At 68.8% G+C, this 16,181-nt stretch carries 23 protein-coding genes and 1 tRNA gene; 4 read left to right on the forward strand and 20 right to left on the reverse strand.

Annotated elements, in window-relative coordinates; all coding sequences use genetic code 11:
• The first annotated feature begins 318 nt into the window (after positions 1 to 318).
• The 3 genes from ACIBG7_RS40275 to ACIBG7_RS40285 all read left to right on the forward strand — a co-directional run bounded on the left by ACIBG7_RS40275 (position 319) and on the right by ACIBG7_RS40285 (position 1,265).
• On the forward strand, positions 319 to 438 hold the full coding sequence (locus ACIBG7_RS40275) for a DLW-39 family protein (RefSeq protein WP_357918829.1): 120 nt from the start codon (positions 319 to 321) through the stop codon (positions 436 to 438).
• A gap of 21 nt (positions 439 to 459) precedes the next feature.
• The gene (locus ACIBG7_RS40280) at positions 460 to 1,173 is read left to right on the forward strand and encodes an HAD family hydrolase (RefSeq protein ID WP_397339675.1); all 714 of its coding nucleotides are present in this window, start codon (positions 460 to 462) and stop codon (positions 1,171 to 1,173) included.
• Between the two features lie 16 nt (positions 1,174 to 1,189).
• Positions 1,190 to 1,265, forward strand: a tRNA-Ala gene (locus tag ACIBG7_RS40285).
• A 56-nt stretch (positions 1,266 to 1,321) separates the two neighbouring features.
• Here ACIBG7_RS40285 and xerC read toward each other — a convergent pair.
• The 19 genes from xerC to ACIBG7_RS40380 all read right to left on the reverse strand — a co-directional run bounded on the left by xerC (position 1,322) and on the right by ACIBG7_RS40380 (position 14,070).
• Positions 1,322 to 2,449 carry a tyrosine recombinase XerC gene (gene xerC / locus ACIBG7_RS40290; protein ID WP_397339676.1) on the reverse strand — a complete coding sequence of 376 codons (1,128 nt, stop codon included), beginning with the start codon at positions 2,447 to 2,449 and terminating at the stop codon, positions 1,322 to 1,324.
• 71 nt (positions 2,450 to 2,520) lie between these two features.
• Complete coding sequence (locus tag ACIBG7_RS40295; protein WP_397339677.1) at positions 2,521 to 2,727, reverse strand: helix-turn-helix domain-containing protein; 207 nt, start codon at positions 2,725 to 2,727, stop codon at positions 2,521 to 2,523.
• Positions 2,728 to 2,913: 186 nt separating this feature from the next.
• The gene (locus tag ACIBG7_RS40300) at positions 2,914 to 4,080 is read right to left on the reverse strand and encodes a DUF3631 domain-containing protein (RefSeq protein WP_397339678.1); all 1,167 of its coding nucleotides are present in this window, start codon (positions 4,078 to 4,080) and stop codon (positions 2,914 to 2,916) included.
• A 31-nt stretch (positions 4,081 to 4,111) separates the two neighbouring features.
• The gene (locus tag ACIBG7_RS40305; protein ID WP_397339679.1) at positions 4,112 to 5,017 is read right to left on the reverse strand and encodes a bifunctional DNA primase/polymerase; all 906 of its coding nucleotides are present in this window, start codon (positions 5,015 to 5,017) and stop codon (positions 4,112 to 4,114) included.
• Positions 5,014 to 5,817: a hypothetical protein gene (locus ACIBG7_RS40310; RefSeq protein WP_397339680.1), complete on the reverse strand. Its 804-nt coding sequence runs from the start codon at positions 5,815 to 5,817 to the stop codon at positions 5,014 to 5,016. Before ACIBG7_RS40310 ends, ACIBG7_RS40305 begins: the two co-directional genes overlap by 4 nt.
• A 162-nt stretch (positions 5,818 to 5,979) precedes the next feature.
• On the reverse strand, positions 5,980 to 6,690 hold the full coding sequence (locus tag ACIBG7_RS40315) for a hypothetical protein (RefSeq protein WP_397339681.1): 711 nt from the start codon (positions 6,688 to 6,690) through the stop codon (positions 5,980 to 5,982).
• A 17-nt stretch (positions 6,691 to 6,707) separates the two neighbouring features.
• Complete coding sequence (locus tag ACIBG7_RS40320; RefSeq protein ID WP_397339682.1) at positions 6,708 to 7,181, reverse strand: hypothetical protein; 474 nt, start codon at positions 7,179 to 7,181, stop codon at positions 6,708 to 6,710.
• 62 nt (positions 7,182 to 7,243) lie between these two features.
• Complete coding sequence (locus ACIBG7_RS40325) at positions 7,244 to 7,540, reverse strand: hypothetical protein (protein ID WP_397339683.1); 297 nt, start codon at positions 7,538 to 7,540, stop codon at positions 7,244 to 7,246.
• A 243-nt stretch (positions 7,541 to 7,783) separates the two neighbouring features.
• Entirely contained in the window at positions 7,784 to 10,087 is a 2,304-nt protein-coding gene (locus tag ACIBG7_RS40330; protein ID WP_397339684.1) for a DNA translocase FtsK, read from the reverse strand.
• Entirely contained in the window at positions 10,087 to 10,461 is a 375-nt protein-coding gene (locus tag ACIBG7_RS40335) for a hypothetical protein (protein WP_397339685.1), read from the reverse strand. The genes ACIBG7_RS40330 and ACIBG7_RS40335 overlap by 1 nt, the downstream gene beginning before the upstream one ends.
• A gap of 20 nt (positions 10,462 to 10,481) precedes the next feature.
• Positions 10,482 to 10,826, reverse strand: a complete 345-nt coding sequence (locus ACIBG7_RS40340; protein ID WP_397339686.1) for a hypothetical protein — start codon at positions 10,824 to 10,826, stop codon at positions 10,482 to 10,484.
• A complete protein-coding gene (locus ACIBG7_RS40345) occupies positions 10,823 to 11,119 on the reverse strand; it encodes a hypothetical protein (protein ID WP_397339687.1) in 297 nt (98 codons plus the stop codon). Before ACIBG7_RS40345 ends, ACIBG7_RS40340 begins: the two co-directional genes overlap by 4 nt.
• Before the next feature lie 5 nt (positions 11,120 to 11,124).
• Complete coding sequence (locus ACIBG7_RS40350) at positions 11,125 to 11,307, reverse strand: hypothetical protein (protein WP_397339688.1); 183 nt, start codon at positions 11,305 to 11,307, stop codon at positions 11,125 to 11,127.
• Between the two features lie 21 nt (positions 11,308 to 11,328).
• On the reverse strand, positions 11,329 to 12,282 hold the full coding sequence (locus ACIBG7_RS40355; RefSeq protein WP_397339689.1) for a hypothetical protein: 954 nt from the start codon (positions 12,280 to 12,282) through the stop codon (positions 11,329 to 11,331).
• A 2-nt stretch (positions 12,283 to 12,284) separates the two neighbouring features.
• Positions 12,285 to 12,452, reverse strand: coding sequence for a hypothetical protein (locus ACIBG7_RS40360; protein ID WP_397339690.1), 168 nt, complete (start codon positions 12,450 to 12,452; stop codon positions 12,285 to 12,287).
• The gene (locus tag ACIBG7_RS40365; RefSeq protein WP_397339691.1) at positions 12,449 to 12,835 is read right to left on the reverse strand and encodes an RRQRL motif-containing zinc-binding protein; all 387 of its coding nucleotides are present in this window, start codon (positions 12,833 to 12,835) and stop codon (positions 12,449 to 12,451) included. Before ACIBG7_RS40365 ends, ACIBG7_RS40360 begins: the two co-directional genes overlap by 4 nt.
• A complete protein-coding gene (locus ACIBG7_RS40370; protein ID WP_397339692.1) occupies positions 12,832 to 13,050 on the reverse strand; it encodes a hypothetical protein in 219 nt (72 codons plus the stop codon). Before ACIBG7_RS40370 ends, ACIBG7_RS40365 begins: the two co-directional genes overlap by 4 nt.
• Before the next feature lie 201 nt (positions 13,051 to 13,251).
• Positions 13,252 to 13,548: a WhiB family transcriptional regulator gene (locus ACIBG7_RS40375; protein ID WP_397339693.1), complete on the reverse strand. Its 297-nt coding sequence runs from the start codon at positions 13,546 to 13,548 to the stop codon at positions 13,252 to 13,254.
• A gap of 264 nt (positions 13,549 to 13,812) precedes the next feature.
• Positions 13,813 to 14,070 carry a hypothetical protein gene (locus ACIBG7_RS40380; protein WP_397339694.1) on the reverse strand — a complete coding sequence of 86 codons (258 nt, stop codon included), beginning with the start codon at positions 14,068 to 14,070 and terminating at the stop codon, positions 13,813 to 13,815.
• A 343-nt stretch (positions 14,071 to 14,413) separates the two neighbouring features.
• Between ACIBG7_RS40380 and ACIBG7_RS40385 the strand changes: the two genes are divergently transcribed.
• Complete coding sequence (locus ACIBG7_RS40385) at positions 14,414 to 15,079, forward strand: GntR family transcriptional regulator (protein WP_397339695.1); 666 nt, start codon at positions 14,414 to 14,416, stop codon at positions 15,077 to 15,079.
• Between the two features lie 53 nt (positions 15,080 to 15,132).
• On the opposite strand, the gene ACIBG7_RS40390 is transcribed toward ACIBG7_RS40385, so the two are convergent.
• On the reverse strand, positions 15,133 to 15,957 hold the full coding sequence (locus tag ACIBG7_RS40390) for a hypothetical protein (RefSeq protein ID WP_397339696.1): 825 nt from the start codon (positions 15,955 to 15,957) through the stop codon (positions 15,133 to 15,135).
• Between the last annotated feature and the right edge of the window lie 224 nt (positions 15,958 to 16,181).

The following is a 16,181-nucleotide window of genomic DNA, read 5'->3' on the forward strand; positions in this document are numbered from 1 at the left end:
CCGAACGCGAGGACCCACCACCCCGCAAACCGAGCCCGTCACCCCCAGGCCGCGCCCCACAACCCCCGCGACAAGACCCCCACCCCCGTCCAGCACCGGACACCCCACCCCGACCCCCGCGCCAGCCCCAGGCCCCCAGCCCCTCCCCACCAGCACCTACCGCAATGTCAAGCCCCCCTCACCAGCGCCTACCGGAAAAACCCGCACATCTGGTTCGCGGGCAACACCGGAAGCACCCCCATCCCTTGCTAGTCTGCTAAACGAACCGTCGTCCCGCCTCCGGCTAGGGCGGGACAGTCGAAGAATTGGGGTCACATCGTGAAGAAGCTGCTCGTCCTGGCCCTGCTCGCTCTCGGGGGCTTGCTGATCTGGCGCAAGGTTCAGGCCGACCGCGCCGAGCTCGACCTGTGGACCGAAGCGACCGGCAGCGAGAAGTAAGTCTCGCCCTTGAGCGAAGCCATGCCGATCAAGCTGGCCTGCCTGGATCTCGCCGGCACGACGATCGGTGACATCGCCACGGTGGAACGTGCTTTCTCCGAGGCGGTCGCCACCCAGGGCATCGTGCCCGGGACCGGCGCATATGCCCGTGCCATGGTGCACGTGCACCGGTCCCGGGGCTGCCCGAAGATCGAGGTGTTCCGGGGGATCTTCCCCGGCAACGAGGCCCAGGCGCAGGCGGCGAACCTGACGTTCGAACGCTCCTATGAGGGCACCATCGAACGCACAGGCCTCGTCCCCACGCCCGGCGTGATCGAGGTCCTCGACAAACTGCGTGGTGCGGGCATCTCCATCGCGCTCATCACCGGCTTCAGCCGGTCCACCCTGAGCCGTGTCCTCGGCGTGCTCGGCTGGGAAGACAAGGTCGACCTGGCCATTTCGCCCGAAGACGCCGGCCGGGGCCGCCCTTGGCCCGACATGATCCTGCATGCCGTACTCCGCCTTGGCATCGAGGACGTCCGCCAGGTCGCCGTCGCGGGCGACGCCGAGAGCGACATGCTCTGCGGCCGCCGCTCAGGCGCCTCCATCGTCGCCGGCATCATGAACGGCGTCCACAGCCGTGAACGCCTCCTCAAGGGCGGCGCCACCCACGTCCTCGACTCTCTGGCCGATTTTCCCGATTTGATCTTGGCCGAGGAGCTGGGGGCGCAGCAGGTAGCCGCTTCCGTTCGGTAAGCTGTCTTTCGTTCGCGGGGCCTTAGCTCAGTTGGCAGAGCGCCTGCTTTGCAAGCAGGATGTCAGGAGTTCGAATCTCCTAGGCTCCACCAGTAGAAACGCCCCGTTACCGATCTTGGTAACGGGGCGTGAGTGTCTAACTGAGTGACTAAGCCTCGGATTCGACCTTGAAAATGGCGTCCATCGCCGTCGCCCCGTCTTGAATGACGGGTCTGATCTGCTGGCGGTAGACCGTCTCCGTGACCACCGTGTTCGTGTGGCCCACCAAGCGTGAGATGTTCTCGATTGGCATCCCCGAATCCGAGAGAAGCGAGACGAAGCTGTGCCGCATCTCGCGCGGCGTCCACTCTTCCGCGTCCAGCCCGGCAGCGGCGATGACCTTCCGGAAGTCCCGGCGAGTGTTCCCGGCGCTCATGGCGGTCCCGGTCTTTGTGCAGAAGACCAGATCCTTGCCCAACCGCCCGGCCTCGCTCGCGGCCTGCCGGTCAGCCTTTTGCGCCTTCCAGAGCGCTTTCAGCACGTCCACGCAGCGCTGCGGGAGTTTGAGCGTGCGACGGGACTTCTCCGTCTTGGTGTCCCCGCCCTTGCGGACGGAGCGCCACACGTAGATGGCGAACTCGGTGTGTTCCCATCCCACATCGGAGACGGGCAGCCATGCGTGGCGCTCCGCATGGAACGCCACGACGTAGGGCCAAGCCAGCTCGCGTAGTTCCTCCGTGCGAGCCCCGGTCAGCAGGGATAGGACGATGTACGCCCGGATCCGTAGGTCGGCTTGCTCCGCAGCGATCAGAACGGATTCCGCTTGGGGGAGAGTCAGCGCCTTGGACCTACGCCCCGAACGACCTGCCGGAACCTCACAGAGGTCCACGACGTTCCGCTTCACCTTTTCGCGAACCATCGCGTTCTTGATCGAACGGTTGAGGATGCCGTGCAGCAGCTTCAACGTCCGGGTGCTGAGCGTCGCGGCCTTTTTCGCCAACCACTTGTCGATGTCTTCCACTGACAGATCCCGGAGCTTGCGCGCTCCCAGCGAAGGGATCACGTGTTGCTCTGCGAAGTCACGGTAGAGCGCTACGGTGCGTGGCGCGCGTCCCTTGAGTCCGTGCAGCAGCCAGTAGGTCACTGCGTCGGCCACTGTGTAGTTGGTCGGCGCGAGGGCCAGGCCGTCTTCGTGATCGCGAAGGATCTCCTTGAGCTTCTCCTTGGCTTCGGTTTTGGTCTTACCGCTCCCCTTCTTCACGATCCGCTTGCCAGCGGGGGTGTAGCCGACCGTCACTGAGGCGATCCATCGTTGCCGCTTCTCATCCCAGTGAAGGCCACCGTCTCCTCTGCTTCGTCGCTTGGTCACTAGGCGGACTCCCTTGCTTCTCTCTCCAGCAGGGCTATGTACTCGCGAACGCCGTTGGCGGTGATGAGTCGGGCGCGGCCCTGCTTGACAGAGGGCAGGCGGCCGGTGCGAATCAGCTCGTAGATCATGCTCCGGCTGAGCCGGAGCATCTTCATGGCGTCGGTGATGCGGAAGAGCTGAATGTCTTCCCGCGTGATGGTGGACACGGCTGAGATTGCTCCTTCGGATGGCCATGGGGAACGCCCGGCGGGCGGACGCTTCCTGCTTTCGGAGGTGCTTCCACCAGGTTGGGAGGGGGGTAGCCGTACCAGCCGTACCAGCCTCGTTTTGGCTGGTCAGCCCTGGTACGGCTTTTTCGTTGGTACGGCTCAAGCCGTACCAACGAAAAAGCCTCATCGGCTCTGAGCTGCGGCGTTGAGGCTGGTACGGCTGGTACGGCTACCCCCGGTGAGAGGGAGCACGTCCGCCTCGGGGACGGGTTCGGCGGTCGGGCAGTAGCGCGCCCAGGCGTCGAGGAAGTCAGCGCGCTGGTAGCCCTTGGCCTGCCCGGCCGGCGGCGGAAAGCGGATGGTGGTTGAGCGGATGTCGTACTCGCGCAGGATCGTTCCGAGCCGCATCGCGGTCAGCCCGGCGGGGCCGAAATCGGCCCAGGGCGCTTCGGGGTTGGCCTTGAGCCGGTCCAGCAGGGTCGCGGTGGGCAGGGCGGTGTCGGCGCCGAACGCGGCGCGGCAGTCGGTGAGTAGGCGGACGCGGGTGGAGGGTTGGGATGCTTCGTCGGCTTCGGCGGTCAGGGCCAGTACGGCGTGGCGGGCGCGGTCGGGCCAGTGCCCGCCGGCGTGGTCGGCGACGGCCACGAGCGGCTCCCACGTGTCGGCCGCCCGGTCTTCTACCGGCATCGGCGGTTCGGCCGCCTCCAGCGCAGCCAGGTCAGCGCGCAGCCAGGCCGACAAGTCGCATGCCAGCTGGCGAAGTGCGGGCCGGTCGCGTCGGTGCCGGTACGGCGCGACGATTTCGCCGGGGCCACGCCGGCGCATCCGTACGACCACGGCGCGGTCCTCAATGGTGTCGGGCATGGCGCCGATGCCGGCGAGCGCGGCCATGGCGAAGGTGGGGATGGACTCCACGCGGTTGGCGTTGGCGTCGTACCGTTTGGCCGGCCGGTTGCGCTGGTGACCGGCGTTGAGCAGGCCGCGAAGGTCTTCGTTGCCGTCCGCTTTCGGACCGAAGATCGTGTCAGCCTCATCCACCAACATGGTGGGCGGGTCCTCGGTGATGGACCGGTAGACGGCAGCGCTAGAGCTGTTCACAGTGATGAACGGGTTGTGGCAGGTGGCTTCGACCACGTCCAAGAGCCGGGACTTGCCACAGCGTTTTTCGGGGGCGCGGATCACCAGGCGGGGGGCGTGCGCCCAGGCGGGTTGAGCGTGGGTGGCGGCGATCCACAGGACGACGGCGTGTGCGGCTTCTGGGCTCGGCAGGATGACGTAGCGGGTCAGCGCGGTGAGCAGGGCATCCAGGAGAGCCGCACCGCGCCCGGTGGGGTCGGTGGATGGGTCCATGTGATGGGCTCCTGACGGAGTTGGTGGGTGGTCATGCGGCCACGCTGCGGGGGCGTCGGGCGCCGTTGCGGAGCCCGGAGGCGATGGTGAGGCGCGTTTCTGACGGTCTGAGCCCGATGGCTTCCCCCTGCTGTCCAAGCAGCTTTGTGACCTCAGATTCGCTGAGCGCGCCACCGGCGACCAACTGGCCGAGAGCGGTCGCGGCCAGGAACAGGGTGCGGTTGCGCTCGCCGAGCGGGGCGGCGGCCAGGCGGTCCAGCTCGCCGGCGATCGCCGCGCGTAGGAACGCGCCGCGCCGGTCGAGAGGAAGGACCAAGCGGACAGGCTGAGCGGGCGTCGGTGGCGAGGCTTCAAGCCGCTTGGACAGCCAGGGGGGTAGGGGGGCGGCGGGGCCGTCGTGCAGCACCTGGTAAGTGCCGGTCCCGTCGGGCAGTTCCACGTGGCTCCCGGGGCCGACGACGTACCCGCCGTTTGCGCGGGTGTCGATCAGCCAGCCCAGGCCGGTGCCCTTGTGTCCCTCGGTGTTGGCCAGGCGTAGGCCGGCGGGGGCGGTGAAGTAGAGGTGAGTTCCGTCGCGGCGAGTGCGGACGGTGAAAGTCTCGAACGGCAGGGGTTCTCCGGCTCGTTCGCACAGAACGGCCAGCACGTCCGCGCCGTCGTTTACCCCCGGCAGGTCCCAATGGGGCGGGGGGCGAAGCCCCTCCTTTCCGGTTTTGGGGGTGTCGAGGTCGAGCACCACCAGGCGGGAGGGTCCGCAGGCGATCCCGACGTTGTACGGCTGGTGCGCCCACCACGCGTGGATGGTTGCCGGATCGGTGGTGGCGCGCGATTCCCAGGACGTGAACCCGCGGGGCGGCGTCTTCCCGCCCGGGACGAGGGGGAAGACATGCCACCCACGCGTGGCGGCGGCGAGGGCGTAGCGAACAGGCACGCTCACGCGGCTTTCCTTTCGGTGTGGTGTTGGGGGGTGTGCAGCCTGGCCAGGAGGCGGGCACGCCACTGCACCGCGTAGAGCAGGCAGTTGGCGCAGTTGCGGTGCACACAACCAGGCAGGGGCGGGCTGTGGAAGGCGTCTTTACTCCAAGCCATGGAGTCGGCCGAAGTCAGGTAGCTGCCATAGCGCAGCAGGCCCAGCGTTTTGACCCCGAAGCCGTGCAGGCGCAAACCCAGCCCGGCCAGCGTGGTGACAATCTGGCCGATCTCGGCAGTGGATTGGCGGCGACAGACTGAGCCGATTCCTACCAGCGGGAGCGCTGCGAGGTCCACGCCGGCGGCGGCGTACAACTCGACGCAGTGCAGGTAGTCGTCAAGTTCCCAGCCTTGCACCACGGGGAAGATTTTCAGATCCGGCGCCAGCTGGCGCAGCGTCAGGAAGTTGTCCACTGTGCGGTGCAAGTGTTCACGGACGCTGAGATGAGTGCCGGCGAACGTTTCGCGGCCGAATCGCCCCCCGTGAATGATTGCGGGCTCACACATCCAGTCCTGCGGTGCGGCCCATTGGAGATTGATCTTTTCGCGATGGTTGCGGAGCCAGTCCACGTACGCATGCGGGGTTATGGTCCACCGGCCATGTTTCTTCAACTCGGTGAAGCCGCGCGAGTCTACGTAGGTTGGGCAGCGCGCAATCAGGTGGCGGGGAAGCGGTCGGCGCGCCAGTCTGCTGTAGCTGACCATCGCGGGGAAGGTGATGCGACCTAACCAGCCCGGTTCGGGCAGCCCTGTCACGAAGAGGGGCATCTGAGCAGGGTCGGGGCGGGGAACGGCAATCACGCGGCGTACCTCTCGACATTGTGCGAGGTCTTATCTGCCTGCTCTAGGCAGAGATTTTCTGTACGGGGCGGGCCGGCGTTGGCGTCGCCTAGAAGGAGGGTCAGGCGCTGATCGAGGGCGTCCTGTGCATCAGGCGGCTTGGCTGTCCGGATCGGGTGCGGGGAAGGCTGACAGCCAGGTGTCCAGCGGGTTCACGCTGGTCTCGGCGGTGGTCGGGGTGTTGTTGCGGACGGGCATAAGCAGGCCGGCGAAGTGGGTCCCGCAGGTGACCAGGACGGGCGCGTACTTGCCCTGGAGATGCCGGAATTCCAGCGGCAGACCGTCGCGGACGGCGGAGGCGAAGCGGGCCAGCATGCTCGGGGCCATGGAGACGGGCGCGGCCTGCACGGCGGCGGGCATGCGCAGCTTGCTGCCCATGAGGGTCCGCCACGGAATGAAGAAGTCCATGGGCGAGGCGGAGATGTGGAAGGTCAGCGGCGATTCGCTGGTCAGCGTGATGGTGAGCCCGTCCATGGCCATGGACAGGACGAGCTGGTCACGGCGCCGGACGGCGGCGAGAACGCGCCGGAGGGTGGCGGCGGGGACGGTGATGCTGCCGTTGGTGGGCGGTTGGTCGTCAGGAAGCGGGTGGCGGCTGATGCCGAGCGTGTAGCGGTCGGTGGCCACGGCGTAGAAGACGCCATGTTCGATCTCGCAGGAGATCAGGGTGAGCCCGGGCACGCGTGCGGCCATTTCGGTGGAGGCGTGGGCCAGGACGGGATTGAACAGGCTGTGCAGCTCGTGGCCGGCGAAGTGTCCGATGGTGATGGGGGCGGGCGGGCTGCATGTGGCGGGAAGCATGATCGTGTCCTTTCGGGTCAGAACAGCGGGTCGGCGCGGCGTTCGGCGCGTCGGAGGTCGGCGGCGGCCAGGCGGCTGCACAGGCGGTAGAGCCAGGCCAGCAGCGCGGGCGGCCTGGTCACGGTGGGACCACCGAACGTGGTGTCGCAGCGGCGGCAGATCAGGTGCGCGCTGTAGCGGGTGCCGAGCCGGCCGATGCTGAGCGGCGCCACCTCGTAGGCGTGGCCGTGGGTGCGGCACCGGAGTTCGTTGATGCATCGCGGGCAGCGCCAACGCTGGTCATAGGGGCGGACGTGGGCCGGCTCAGCGTCGGTGATGCGAGCCCATCCGTCGGCGGTCAGGTGGTCGATGGCTTCGGCCACGCTGGCGAAGGTGGGCAGGTTGGCGGCGAGTCCGTTTCCGCCGCACCGTTGGCAGACGGCGCGGATGTGGTGGCCGGCGTAGAAGGTGTGGTGGTAGCGGGGTCGGGTGGGTCGGTTGCCGGAGGCCATGGTGGGTCTCTCCAAGTCGGTTGGCGTGCCGGGCTGGCAGGGCAGGGTGGCGGGGCCGTGGATCAGCGAAGGGCGTCGCGGTGACGGCGGCGAAGGGCCTGCTGGTGTTCGGAGATGGGGATGCCGAACAGGCGGACGCCGAGCCGGGGAACCAGCCCGGTCGCCTCGCACGCGGTGCAGAAGCTGAATGAGCGGGTGAACAGGGCGCCGCGTTTGACGCCGGTGCCTTGGCAGGGTCGGCAGTCGGTGAAGGGGCGGCGGGTCAGGCCGTGCCGGTAGCCCAGCAGGGTCAGCACGCCGGCGAGCGTGAGCAGTGACGTGGAGATGATGCCGACGCCAAGCATGGTGATGATGGACATGGTGGTCTCCCGGACGGGAAGCGGGGGTGATCATGCATGGGCGGCCCGTGACAGCCCGGTGGTGTCACGGGCAGGGGTCGGGGTGTGGTGTTACAGGTCAGCGGCGGTGTGACAGCGTGACAGGCCGGCCGTGACAGCGGGCGTGACGGGCGGGTGTGACACCCGTGACAAGATCGTTTTGGGGGCGGGCGGTGCTCCCACGCGCAGCCGCACGCGAGAGCCCGCCCGCCGGGCCGGGTGCCGTCAGGCGGCGTCCTGGTAGGGGCGCGCGCCGGCGTTCAGCGGTCCCAGATCGACGATGGTGAACGTGGTGACGCTGCCGGTCTTGGCGCTCGACAGCACGCCTCGCTCGGTCAGGTCGGTCAGGACCTTGTAGATCCAGGCGCGTCCGTTGCCGGTGCGCTGCCGTACGGAGGTCAGGTCCGGGTCGGTGGCGGTGAACGACACTCGCCCGTCCTGCTTGCGCTCGCGCAGCCAGGCGTGGATGAGGGTGCGGGCGTCGGCCGGGTGCATGCGTACGTCGGGGCCGTCCGCCTGCAACGCGTCCGCGTCGGCGCCCTCGGGCGGGGTGATCGGGTCGTCCGGGCCGGCCGACAGGGTCGGGTCGGGGTCGTCGCTTTCGGCCAGCGTCGCGGTGACCACGTCCCCGCTCTGCCGTACCAGCTCAACTAGGTCGTCGGCGGCGGCACCGGCCGGGATCAGGACGGGCCGGGCGCCGGTGGCGGGGTCGGCCGGGCCGATGACGCCCTTGCGCTCCAGGGCTTCGAGCAGGCGAGCGCAGTCGCCGGCGGCGATCCGCAGCCGGCCGCGCAGCAGCTCGGGGGTGGCGTCCTGGTGGGCGATGACCAGCGCGGCGGCGTCGGCCAGCAGTTCGGCCCAGTCGGCGGCGAACTCGGCCACCGGGTCGGCGGCGAAGTCGCCGGGGTCTGTGGTGCTGAGTGGGGTGGGCATGGTGTCTGCCTCGGGTTGCGGGTGGGTGGCGGGGCCGGTCGGGCGGGCCAGGGCGGCGGTGAACGGGTCCACCTTCTTGGCGCGGGCGGGGAAGGCGGCGGCGTGGGCGGCCATCGCGGCGCGCGCCTCGCGGCTGTCGCGTCCCCAGGTGTAGGTGCGCAGCGGCATCGCGTAGTGCGTGGCCGGGATGCCGCGGGCGTCCAGCAGCGCCATGCCGGGGTAGTGGTCCTCCCACTCATGCGGCGCCACGTCGGCCTTGCGCTGGCGAGCCGAGACGCCAAACTTCACGTCGTCGGGGTCGGACAGGCCGAAGCACATCTTGGCCATCTGAGAGCGGAACAGCGTCGGGATCTGGGTGTAGTCGGCGCGCTGCAACGACAGGATGACCGAGCCGCCGGCCGAACGGATCTCCTTGAGGATCTCGCCGAGCTTCTCGGCGTCCTTGTCGCTGATCTCGGCGATCAGCTTGGCAATCTCTTCGATGTGCAGGTACCAGTAGGTCAGGCCGCAACCGGGCTCCCAGTCGCTGTAGCCGTGCGCGGCCAGCCACTTGGTGCGCTGCGGGATCGCCTCGTGGATGGCGCGGATCAGCTCGACCGCGCCGGCCTTGCCAGTCTCGAAGCGGTGCAGCCCCTCGCGCAGCGGCCCCATCGTCTGATCGTCTTTGCTGATGTCGATGGAGAACACCGCGGCATCAGCGCGGGTCATGATCTCGCCGACCAGGTTCCACGCACCGCCGATCGACTTGCCGGAGCCGGTGCGGCCCATCACCTGCAAGTGGTGGCCGACGAACCGATACAGCACGTCGTCGCCGTCCTGGTAGAGCCCGATGCGCAGCGGCTTGTCGATGGATGCGCCGGGGTGGGACGGGCCGGGCCAGAGGATCGGCTGGCGGATGGCGCGCGGGTCGGAGACGGTGATGTACGCCCGGTCGGCGCGGTCGTCATCGCGGGCCACGATGACGCTGCCGGGCGGGAGCTGCATCCCGGACTCGATGCGGTCGGTGGCACTGATGGCGTCCGCGGCGGTCTTCTCACCCGGCGGGAGCTGCAGGACGCCCTTGACCTTGTGGTCGGTGATCTGGGTGGCACGTGCGCGGGCGCCCTTGAGCCCGGCTTGCTCCTTGGCCCGGTTGAACAGGCTGCCGAGCGCGTCCCCGCCGTGCTCGGCCTCATCTCCGCCGGCGCGGCGGATGACGGTGCGGATGTTCCACGACAGCGCCAGGGTGGCCCCGCCGAAGAACAGCACGCCCTGCATGACGGGGTTGCCGAGCCCGGTCACGGTGGCGGCGGTGAACCAGCCGCCGGCGGCGGCGGTGGTCAGTGTGGAGTGCAGCCGGCCCACCAGCCGACGCTGATGGGTGATAGCCCATGTCAGCCCGGTCAGCACGGTCACGCCCAGCGTGCAGCCGACCGCGGCCCACGTCACCTTAGGCGGCTGGCCCCACCACAGGTGGGACAGGAAGCCGGCCAGGGTCAGCAGGCCCAGCAGCAGCCACGGCGGCACCAGCACGCCCACTTTGGAGATGGCCGATGCGGTGAGGCGTTCCATGCTGGCGTCCTGCACCAGTTGCAGGGAGGTCGAGGATCGGCGCATCACAACTGCACCTGCCCCTTGTAGTCCTTGCGCTTGTCGGAGCGCTTGTCGGTGAGCGCGTCGGCGAACTCCTGCCGGAACTGCAAGTGGAACTTGACCAGCTCGGCGGAGATCCCCAGCGACAGTTCTCGCGCTTCGTCCAGCACGCCGGCCACACGGGCGGCACGCGCGCGAACGTCGATGCCCAGCAGCATCGGGTGGCCCTTGAGCTGCCCCATGGCGGTCTCGGCGGCGTGGGCGGCGTTGTCCAGTTCGCGCGCCATGTCGTGCGCGAATCGCTGGCCGGCGCTGGCGTAGTCGGTGATCTTCTTGGGGACTTTGCCGTGGAACTCGATGTTGGCGATTTCGTCGAGGCGGTTCTGTCCGGTACCCATGGTGTTCCTCCTTCCGCTGGTCAGCGGGGCGGGGTGAAGTGCTTGACGTAGGTGCGGTGGAAGCGCTCGCCGCGGTCGGCCAGGGCGGCGGCCAGTTCGCGGGCGCGCTTGAGGCGCTTGGCCACGCGGCGGGCGCGGATCTTGGTGTCCACGCCGAACAGCAGCTTGTTGCCCTTCATGGTGGTCATGGCGGCTTCGGCGTCCACGGCGGCGATGTCCAGTTCCAGGGACCACCGGTCGGCCAGCGCGGTCAGCGCCTTGCCGTAGATGTAGAACGCCTCCCCCAGGGAGCCGGTGAACTCGATGCCGGACAGCTCGGTGATCGCACGGCGGCCGGCGTCGGGCAGGCCGGGGGCGGTGGTCATGGGCGTACCTCCCGGTCGGGGTCGGTGACGATGTCGGCTTCGGGTATGCCGTCGGCCCAGGCGCGAGCCTCACGGGCCAGCAGCGTCAGGCCGCGGCAGGCGGCCGGGATCAGGGGGCGGATGCCGATGAGCGCGGTCAGCCACGCGTCCAGCGCGGTCACCAGCAGCACCAGCACGGCCAGCAGCAGGGCCAGCGCCCCCCGCAGCCAGGCCAGGAGACGGCGCAAGCTGCGGGAGGCGCGGGGCGGGACAGCGTCGGTGACGACGTACACCACGCGCGGCCGGCGGGGCATGGACATCACCACCGGGTACGCTCCCGGCCGGTTTCGGCGTGGTAGGCGGCGGCCACCCGCTCCATGCGGGTGTGCACCAGGACGCGCACGCGGGGCAGGTCGAGCAGGCCGCGGACAGCGATGGTGACCGGTACGGCCAGGCAGCCCAGACCGATGACGATGGACATGATCAGGATGAAGGTGAACACGGAAGGTCCTTCCGGGAAGGGTCAGGAGGTGTGGGTGCGCAGCGCGTCACGAACGGCGCGGGCGGTGTCCATGCCGCAGCCCAGGGCGCGGCGGATCTTGTCTGCGCCGGGGTCGGCGGGCAGCTCGCCGGCGGCGATCAGGTGGCGGGCGCGGGCGGTGAGGGTGTCGAGTGCGGCGGTGTTCGGCCTGTACGACGGGCCGGTAGGTGTACCGGGCTGGCCGTGATCCAGGCGGGCGAACGCAGCCAAGATGACGGGCAGGGCGGTGACGATGGCGACGGCCACGATGGGACCCAGCAGGTGCAGCACAAGCCGGGACAGGGAGAAGCTGGTCCCGTCCGGCAGTCCCCAGGGCAGGTAGGGCCAGGCGTTCATGCCGAGTGTCAGCGCCAGGAAAAGGTGCTCGATCCTGACCAGGGTCCGTTCGGTGAGCGGCTGGCCGCGCGTGCCCAGGTAGGCACGTGCCCCGACGACCACGAGCAGGGCCAGGGACAGGAACGGCTCGACCAGCCAGGCGAACACCCACGAGGGCGTCCAGGCGGTCGCGCCGTCGGCGGCGAAGTGCTGGACGCCGGCGGTGGACCACGCCAACGCCAGGGTGAGCGAGACCAGCGCGGCGGTGACCAGCGTGCGGCGCATGCGGGCGGCCTGCCAGGCGCGCATCTCCGGGTCTTGGGCCAGGGCGTGCAGCCGGGCGGCCTGCTGGGCGGCACGCCGGCGCTTGCGCACCTTGGGTGTGTCCACCAGCAGCGGGGCGTCGTCGCCCTGGAGTTCGGCCAGCAGGTGCGCTTCGGCCACTTCGGCGCGTAGGCGGCGAACCCGCCGGGTCAGCCCAGCGGGCGGGGCCGGCGGGGTGGACGGCTCAGGCAGGGCGGGCGGGAGACTGGCGGCCACGTGCCGTTCCAAGTCGGCCAGACCGCGGGCGATCTCGTCCGGCGTCGGCTCGGGCAGCGGGTCCGGGATGTGAGCGGTCACGGTCAGCCCTCCTCGGGCAGGGTGGCGAGCAGGTTGGCCAGCCGCACGTAGACCACCTGCAAGGTCAGGTGCTTGTCAGCGGTCCACGTGTCGGCGTTGTCGTTGAACGAGGCGTCGATGCGGTTGACGACGGCGGACAGTTCCGCGCGGATCTCAGGCAGGGTCGTCATGCGGCGGCCTCCGTCCCGAACGCGCAGTCGTTGCAGACGCCCAGCCGGCGCGAGAGCACATAATCCATCTCGCGCGCGCAGTCGGGGCAGGTACGGCGGGCGGCGTTGGCGGCGTCCAAAGCTCGCTGCCTGGCCGGGGTCATCGGCCGCTTGGGGAGCGCGAACCGCAGGTCGTACAGGTACGCGCGACGCACGCCCGGTGCGCCGTGCCGGGTCGAGGACCAAAGGATCTGGGCTTGCACGCCCTGGCCGCCGGGACGCAGGCCGCGGGCGGCGAGCTGGCGCATGGTGAGCAGATGCGGCGGGGCCATCTGCCACGGGTAGGTGGGGGTGCCGTAGCGCTGGCCGGCGGGGTCCCAGAAGCGGGCGCGGATGCGGCTCACGACGGCCACCCCTTCCAGCAGCGTCCGCAGCCGGGCCGGTCGCACCAGTTGTGCGGGTCGGCCGACCAGGCGTGAACGGCGCTCTCCAGGGGTCCGCCCATGCGGGCCAGCAGGCGGGCCATCTGGCGGACCCGGTAGCGCTGGTGGAGGAAGCGGATCAGGTCGCAGATCAGCAGCCCGGCGAGAAAGGCCATGAGGTGAGAGACGAGGGTCATCGCGCGTGGCCTCCTTTCAGGCCGGGGACGAGGCGCGGCGGAAGCGGATACGGCAGATACGGCAGCCGGGGCAACGCTTGGCGCCGTGGAGCGGGCACAGCTCGATTCGGCGGCCAGAGCGGGTGCCGCAGCGCGTACAGCCGATGACGGAGGCCGAACGCTGCCCGCACTCGCAGCGGAACCGGAAGCCGGCGCGGACCATCAGGCCACCTCACGCGGCTGGTTGCCGGTGCGCAGCTCACGCAGCTCGGAGGCGGTCAGCGCGGCCCACACGCCGTGCGTCGTGTGGGTGGCCAGCGCATAGGCGCGGCAGGACTCCAGCGCCGGACAGGAACGGCAGAGCGCCTTCGCCGCCCGCACCCGGTACGCACGTTCACGCGGCGTCTCGTAGTCCGGCTCGAAGAACAGCACATCGTCTTCCGGCGTGCAGACAGGGCCGGCGTCGGCGAGGTCGGCCAGCAACTGGGCGACGCTTCGGCCGCCAGCTGGCAGGCTCACGTCGAGCCGGGCACAGGTGTGACAGACGGGCGGCGAAGGCGGCTCGCAGCCGGGGGCCGATTCCTCAGCTCCGCCGCAGGCGTCGCACATCCACTGCACAACCGGCGCGGTCACGGCCGGGCGGGGAACCAGGGCCAGCAGGCCAGGAGGATTGAACCGGTGAGTCATGATGGTGAGTGCCTCTCTGAGGAGAGGACCGGGGACGGTGCTTGTCTTGGCGGGCAGGACCGTCCCCGGCCCGTAGGCGAAGTGGGAGCGCAGCGGCTAGCCGTTCAGCCGGTCGGGCTCCAGCGAGAAGAACAGGACGTTGAGCGAGTCGCGGCCGGTCTGGCTCTTGGCCAGTTCGTAGACCTGCATGTAGCACTCCATGCGGGACGCGCCGGCAGGAAGGTCCACGGTGTTGGCGAGAGTGGCGCTGCCGAACCCGCCGTTGGTGGGCCACTGCACGGAGATGATCCACGTGTAGCGGACTCGCTCCGTGGCGCCGGCGGTCTGGTGCGCTTCGGTGGTGGCGGTGCTCATGGTGAAGATCTCCCTTTGCAGGAGTCGGGGATGGATGGGAGACCGCGGTCGTTTACCACGGTCGGGCCGCCTTTCATCGGGAGGCGGTGGCCCTTCGGCGTCACTGTGGAGTTGTTAGTGCAGCGGCGGTTGCGTCTGTCCCGTCGGCCAGAGCGGTCCGGCAGCGTCGGCGCGCGACCCCGTCAGATCGCCTTTCCGAGTGCTACCGGGTGATCCCTCTCCTGGGAGGTGCTCACACGAGTCAGCGTATACGTAACTACGTATACGCACAAGGCTTTGGGATACGATGTTGCGTATACGCTGATCGCGCCACCGGAGAACCGCCGAAGGGGATGAGCAAGCAGTGCCAGAACCGGCTTACGTTCGCATCGCAGGCGAGTACGCCCGACGTATCCGCAGCGGAGCGCTACCGCCTCGTGTCCAGCTCCCGAGCTACAAGGAGATCGCGCAGGAGAACGATGTCTCGGAGATCGTCGTCAGGAAGGCTCTTGAACTGCTCCAGAGCCAGGGTCTCGTTCGATCCGAACGCCGGCGTGGCGTGTTCGTCGCAGACCGCCCCAACCTTGTGCGCGTATCGCCAGAGCGCCAACTGGAGTCCGCGGAGCGCTCGTTCGAGAACGAGTCCGACCGCGGGGTACAGGTCGAGCGGGAGACGCGGGAGCTTCCCGCCGGCCGTGAGATCGCGGAGGCCCTCGGGCTGTCAGAGGGTGATTTGATCACTCATGTCGTCACCCGCGCTACCGAAGGTGGCCGGGCGATCTCGATCTCGGACACCTATCAGCCGGCGGGCATCGTCGGTGTGTCGGAGGCGGCCTTCCTGGAAGAGTCCATTACGGACAAGCTCCCCGCCTCGTCGCATGCGAGCTGGCTGCGCACCACTCCCGGCGATCTTGTCAAGGCGGTCAATCAGCGGTTCATCTCCGAGGACGGCCGGGTCATCATGATCTCCGAGGTGTCATATCCGAGGGATCGCTACGACGCGTTCGTGTTCCGTATGTCCCTCAAGTAGTCAGACAGGAATAGGGGCACCGGGCGGCCCGGTGCCCCTTTTCGTTGCGGTTCTTAGCGACGAACCCAGCTTTGCGCAACGTCCGACTCTCTCCACCACGACACAAATCTTGGGTCCGCGGCGTCCAGTCTCCAACGCTCCGACAGGGCGTCAAAGAAGGCATCATTGCCGGTCTTGCCGCCCTTGGACTCCCCGATGTAGATCAGCCGCCTGCCCCCGGCTTGCTCGAAGGATGCGAGTGCCTTTGACGACATCTCATCGCCCCAGCCGGGAGGCCAGCAGAGGAACAGAACGTGCCCGGAGTCGGCGCTGTACCCTTCCAAGCCGGTAACCGGGTGCCACACGTCCACCTGCCCGGCTGCTCCAAGGAATGAGACGTTTCGTGACGTGTCTGGCGGCTCCAGGTCGTAAGCCTCCACAGTGAGCCCGGTGCGAGCCAACTGGGCGGCCCAGTATCCCCGGCCAGCGCCCAGTTCCACGATCGGGAGGCCAGCGCAGAGCGCAGAAATCCAGGCGATGGTCTCTGGCGAAGGGATCGCGTAGGCGTACGTCGCTTGCAGGATCATCTGGGCGTATGCGAGTCGCGCGCTTCCTGTCGCCAGCCCACCGTTGACCACGCGACGGCCCTCGTGCTCGGATACGAACGGTTCGACGATTTCCCAATACGGGTTCTCGCTTGCGTCGCGCCCGCCCGTCATGAAGTGGACGAACCTGAGGTCAAAGGCGGCATCGGTCTGGTCATCGCCGGTGCCCGGTAGGCCAGCCGCCATGTCGAGATAGTCGGCGACCACGGGGAACTCGGCTTTGAGTCGCCGCTCATCCTCCAAGAGCGCCGTCAGTTCATTCCATCGTTGCGAGGTCATGGTCAGATTGGCCATGCCCGGAGTTTCCCTCACGTGGCTGTCTCGCGCCACGCTTCACGGGACATCCTCACCAGTCCCTTACCGCTGCCCGTAGTTCCCGTAGGCGAGACTTCGCCCGTCTTTCTGGCGCCTCACGCTGCAGTGCTTCGAGTTGGGTGTCTAAGTGGGTGACAACGGTGGAAGTCGATCACGGACGTCGCTGGACGCTCGGCGACGCGTCACGCGGCACGCCCTCTACG

Source organism: Nonomuraea sp. NPDC050328, assembly GCF_044459405.1.
Classification (GTDB): domain Bacteria; phylum Actinomycetota; class Actinomycetes; order Streptosporangiales; family Streptosporangiaceae; genus Nonomuraea.

What these genes read in the sequence shown, in the direction of transcription:
- ACIBG7_RS40280 (WP_397339675.1), top strand. Translation starts at nt 460, where the DNA reads ATGCCGATCAAGCTGGCCTGCCTGGATCTCGCCGGCACGACGATCGGT.
- ACIBG7_RS40300 (WP_397339678.1), bottom strand. Translation starts at nt 4,080, where the DNA reads ATGGACCCATCCACCGACCCCACCGGGCGCGGTGCGGCTCTCCTGGAT.
- ACIBG7_RS40310 (WP_397339680.1), bottom strand. Translation starts at nt 5,817, where the DNA reads ATGCCCCTCTTCGTGACAGGGCTGCCCGAACCGGGCTGGTTAGGTCGC.
- ACIBG7_RS40315 (WP_397339681.1), bottom strand. Translation starts at nt 6,690, where the DNA reads ATGCTTCCCGCCACATGCAGCCCGCCCGCCCCCATCACCATCGGACAC.
- ACIBG7_RS40320 (WP_397339682.1), bottom strand. Translation starts at nt 7,181, where the DNA reads ATGGCCTCCGGCAACCGACCCACCCGACCCCGCTACCACCACACCTTC.
- ACIBG7_RS40325 (WP_397339683.1), bottom strand. Translation starts at nt 7,540, where the DNA reads ATGTCCATCATCACCATGCTTGGCGTCGGCATCATCTCCACGTCACTG.
- ACIBG7_RS40330 (WP_397339684.1), bottom strand. Translation starts at nt 10,087, where the DNA reads ATGCGCCGATCCTCGACCTCCCTGCAACTGGTGCAGGACGCCAGCATG.
- ACIBG7_RS40335 (WP_397339685.1), bottom strand. Translation starts at nt 10,461, where the DNA reads ATGGGTACCGGACAGAACCGCCTCGACGAAATCGCCAACATCGAGTTC.
- ACIBG7_RS40340 (WP_397339686.1), bottom strand. Translation starts at nt 10,826, where the DNA reads ATGACCACCGCCCCCGGCCTGCCCGACGCCGGCCGCCGTGCGATCACC.
- ACIBG7_RS40345 (WP_397339687.1), bottom strand. Translation starts at nt 11,119, where the DNA reads ATGCCCCGCCGGCCGCGCGTGGTGTACGTCGTCACCGACGCTGTCCCG.
- ACIBG7_RS40360 (WP_397339690.1), bottom strand. Translation starts at nt 12,452, where the DNA reads ATGACGACCCTGCCTGAGATCCGCGCGGAACTGTCCGCCGTCGTCAAC.
- ACIBG7_RS40370 (WP_397339692.1), bottom strand. Translation starts at nt 13,050, where the DNA reads ATGACCCTCGTCTCTCACCTCATGGCCTTTCTCGCCGGGCTGCTGATC.
- ACIBG7_RS40380 (WP_397339694.1), bottom strand. Translation starts at nt 14,070, where the DNA reads ATGAGCACCGCCACCACCGAAGCGCACCAGACCGCCGGCGCCACGGAG.
- ACIBG7_RS40390 (WP_397339696.1), bottom strand. Translation starts at nt 15,957, where the DNA reads ATGGCCAATCTGACCATGACCTCGCAACGATGGAATGAACTGACGGCG.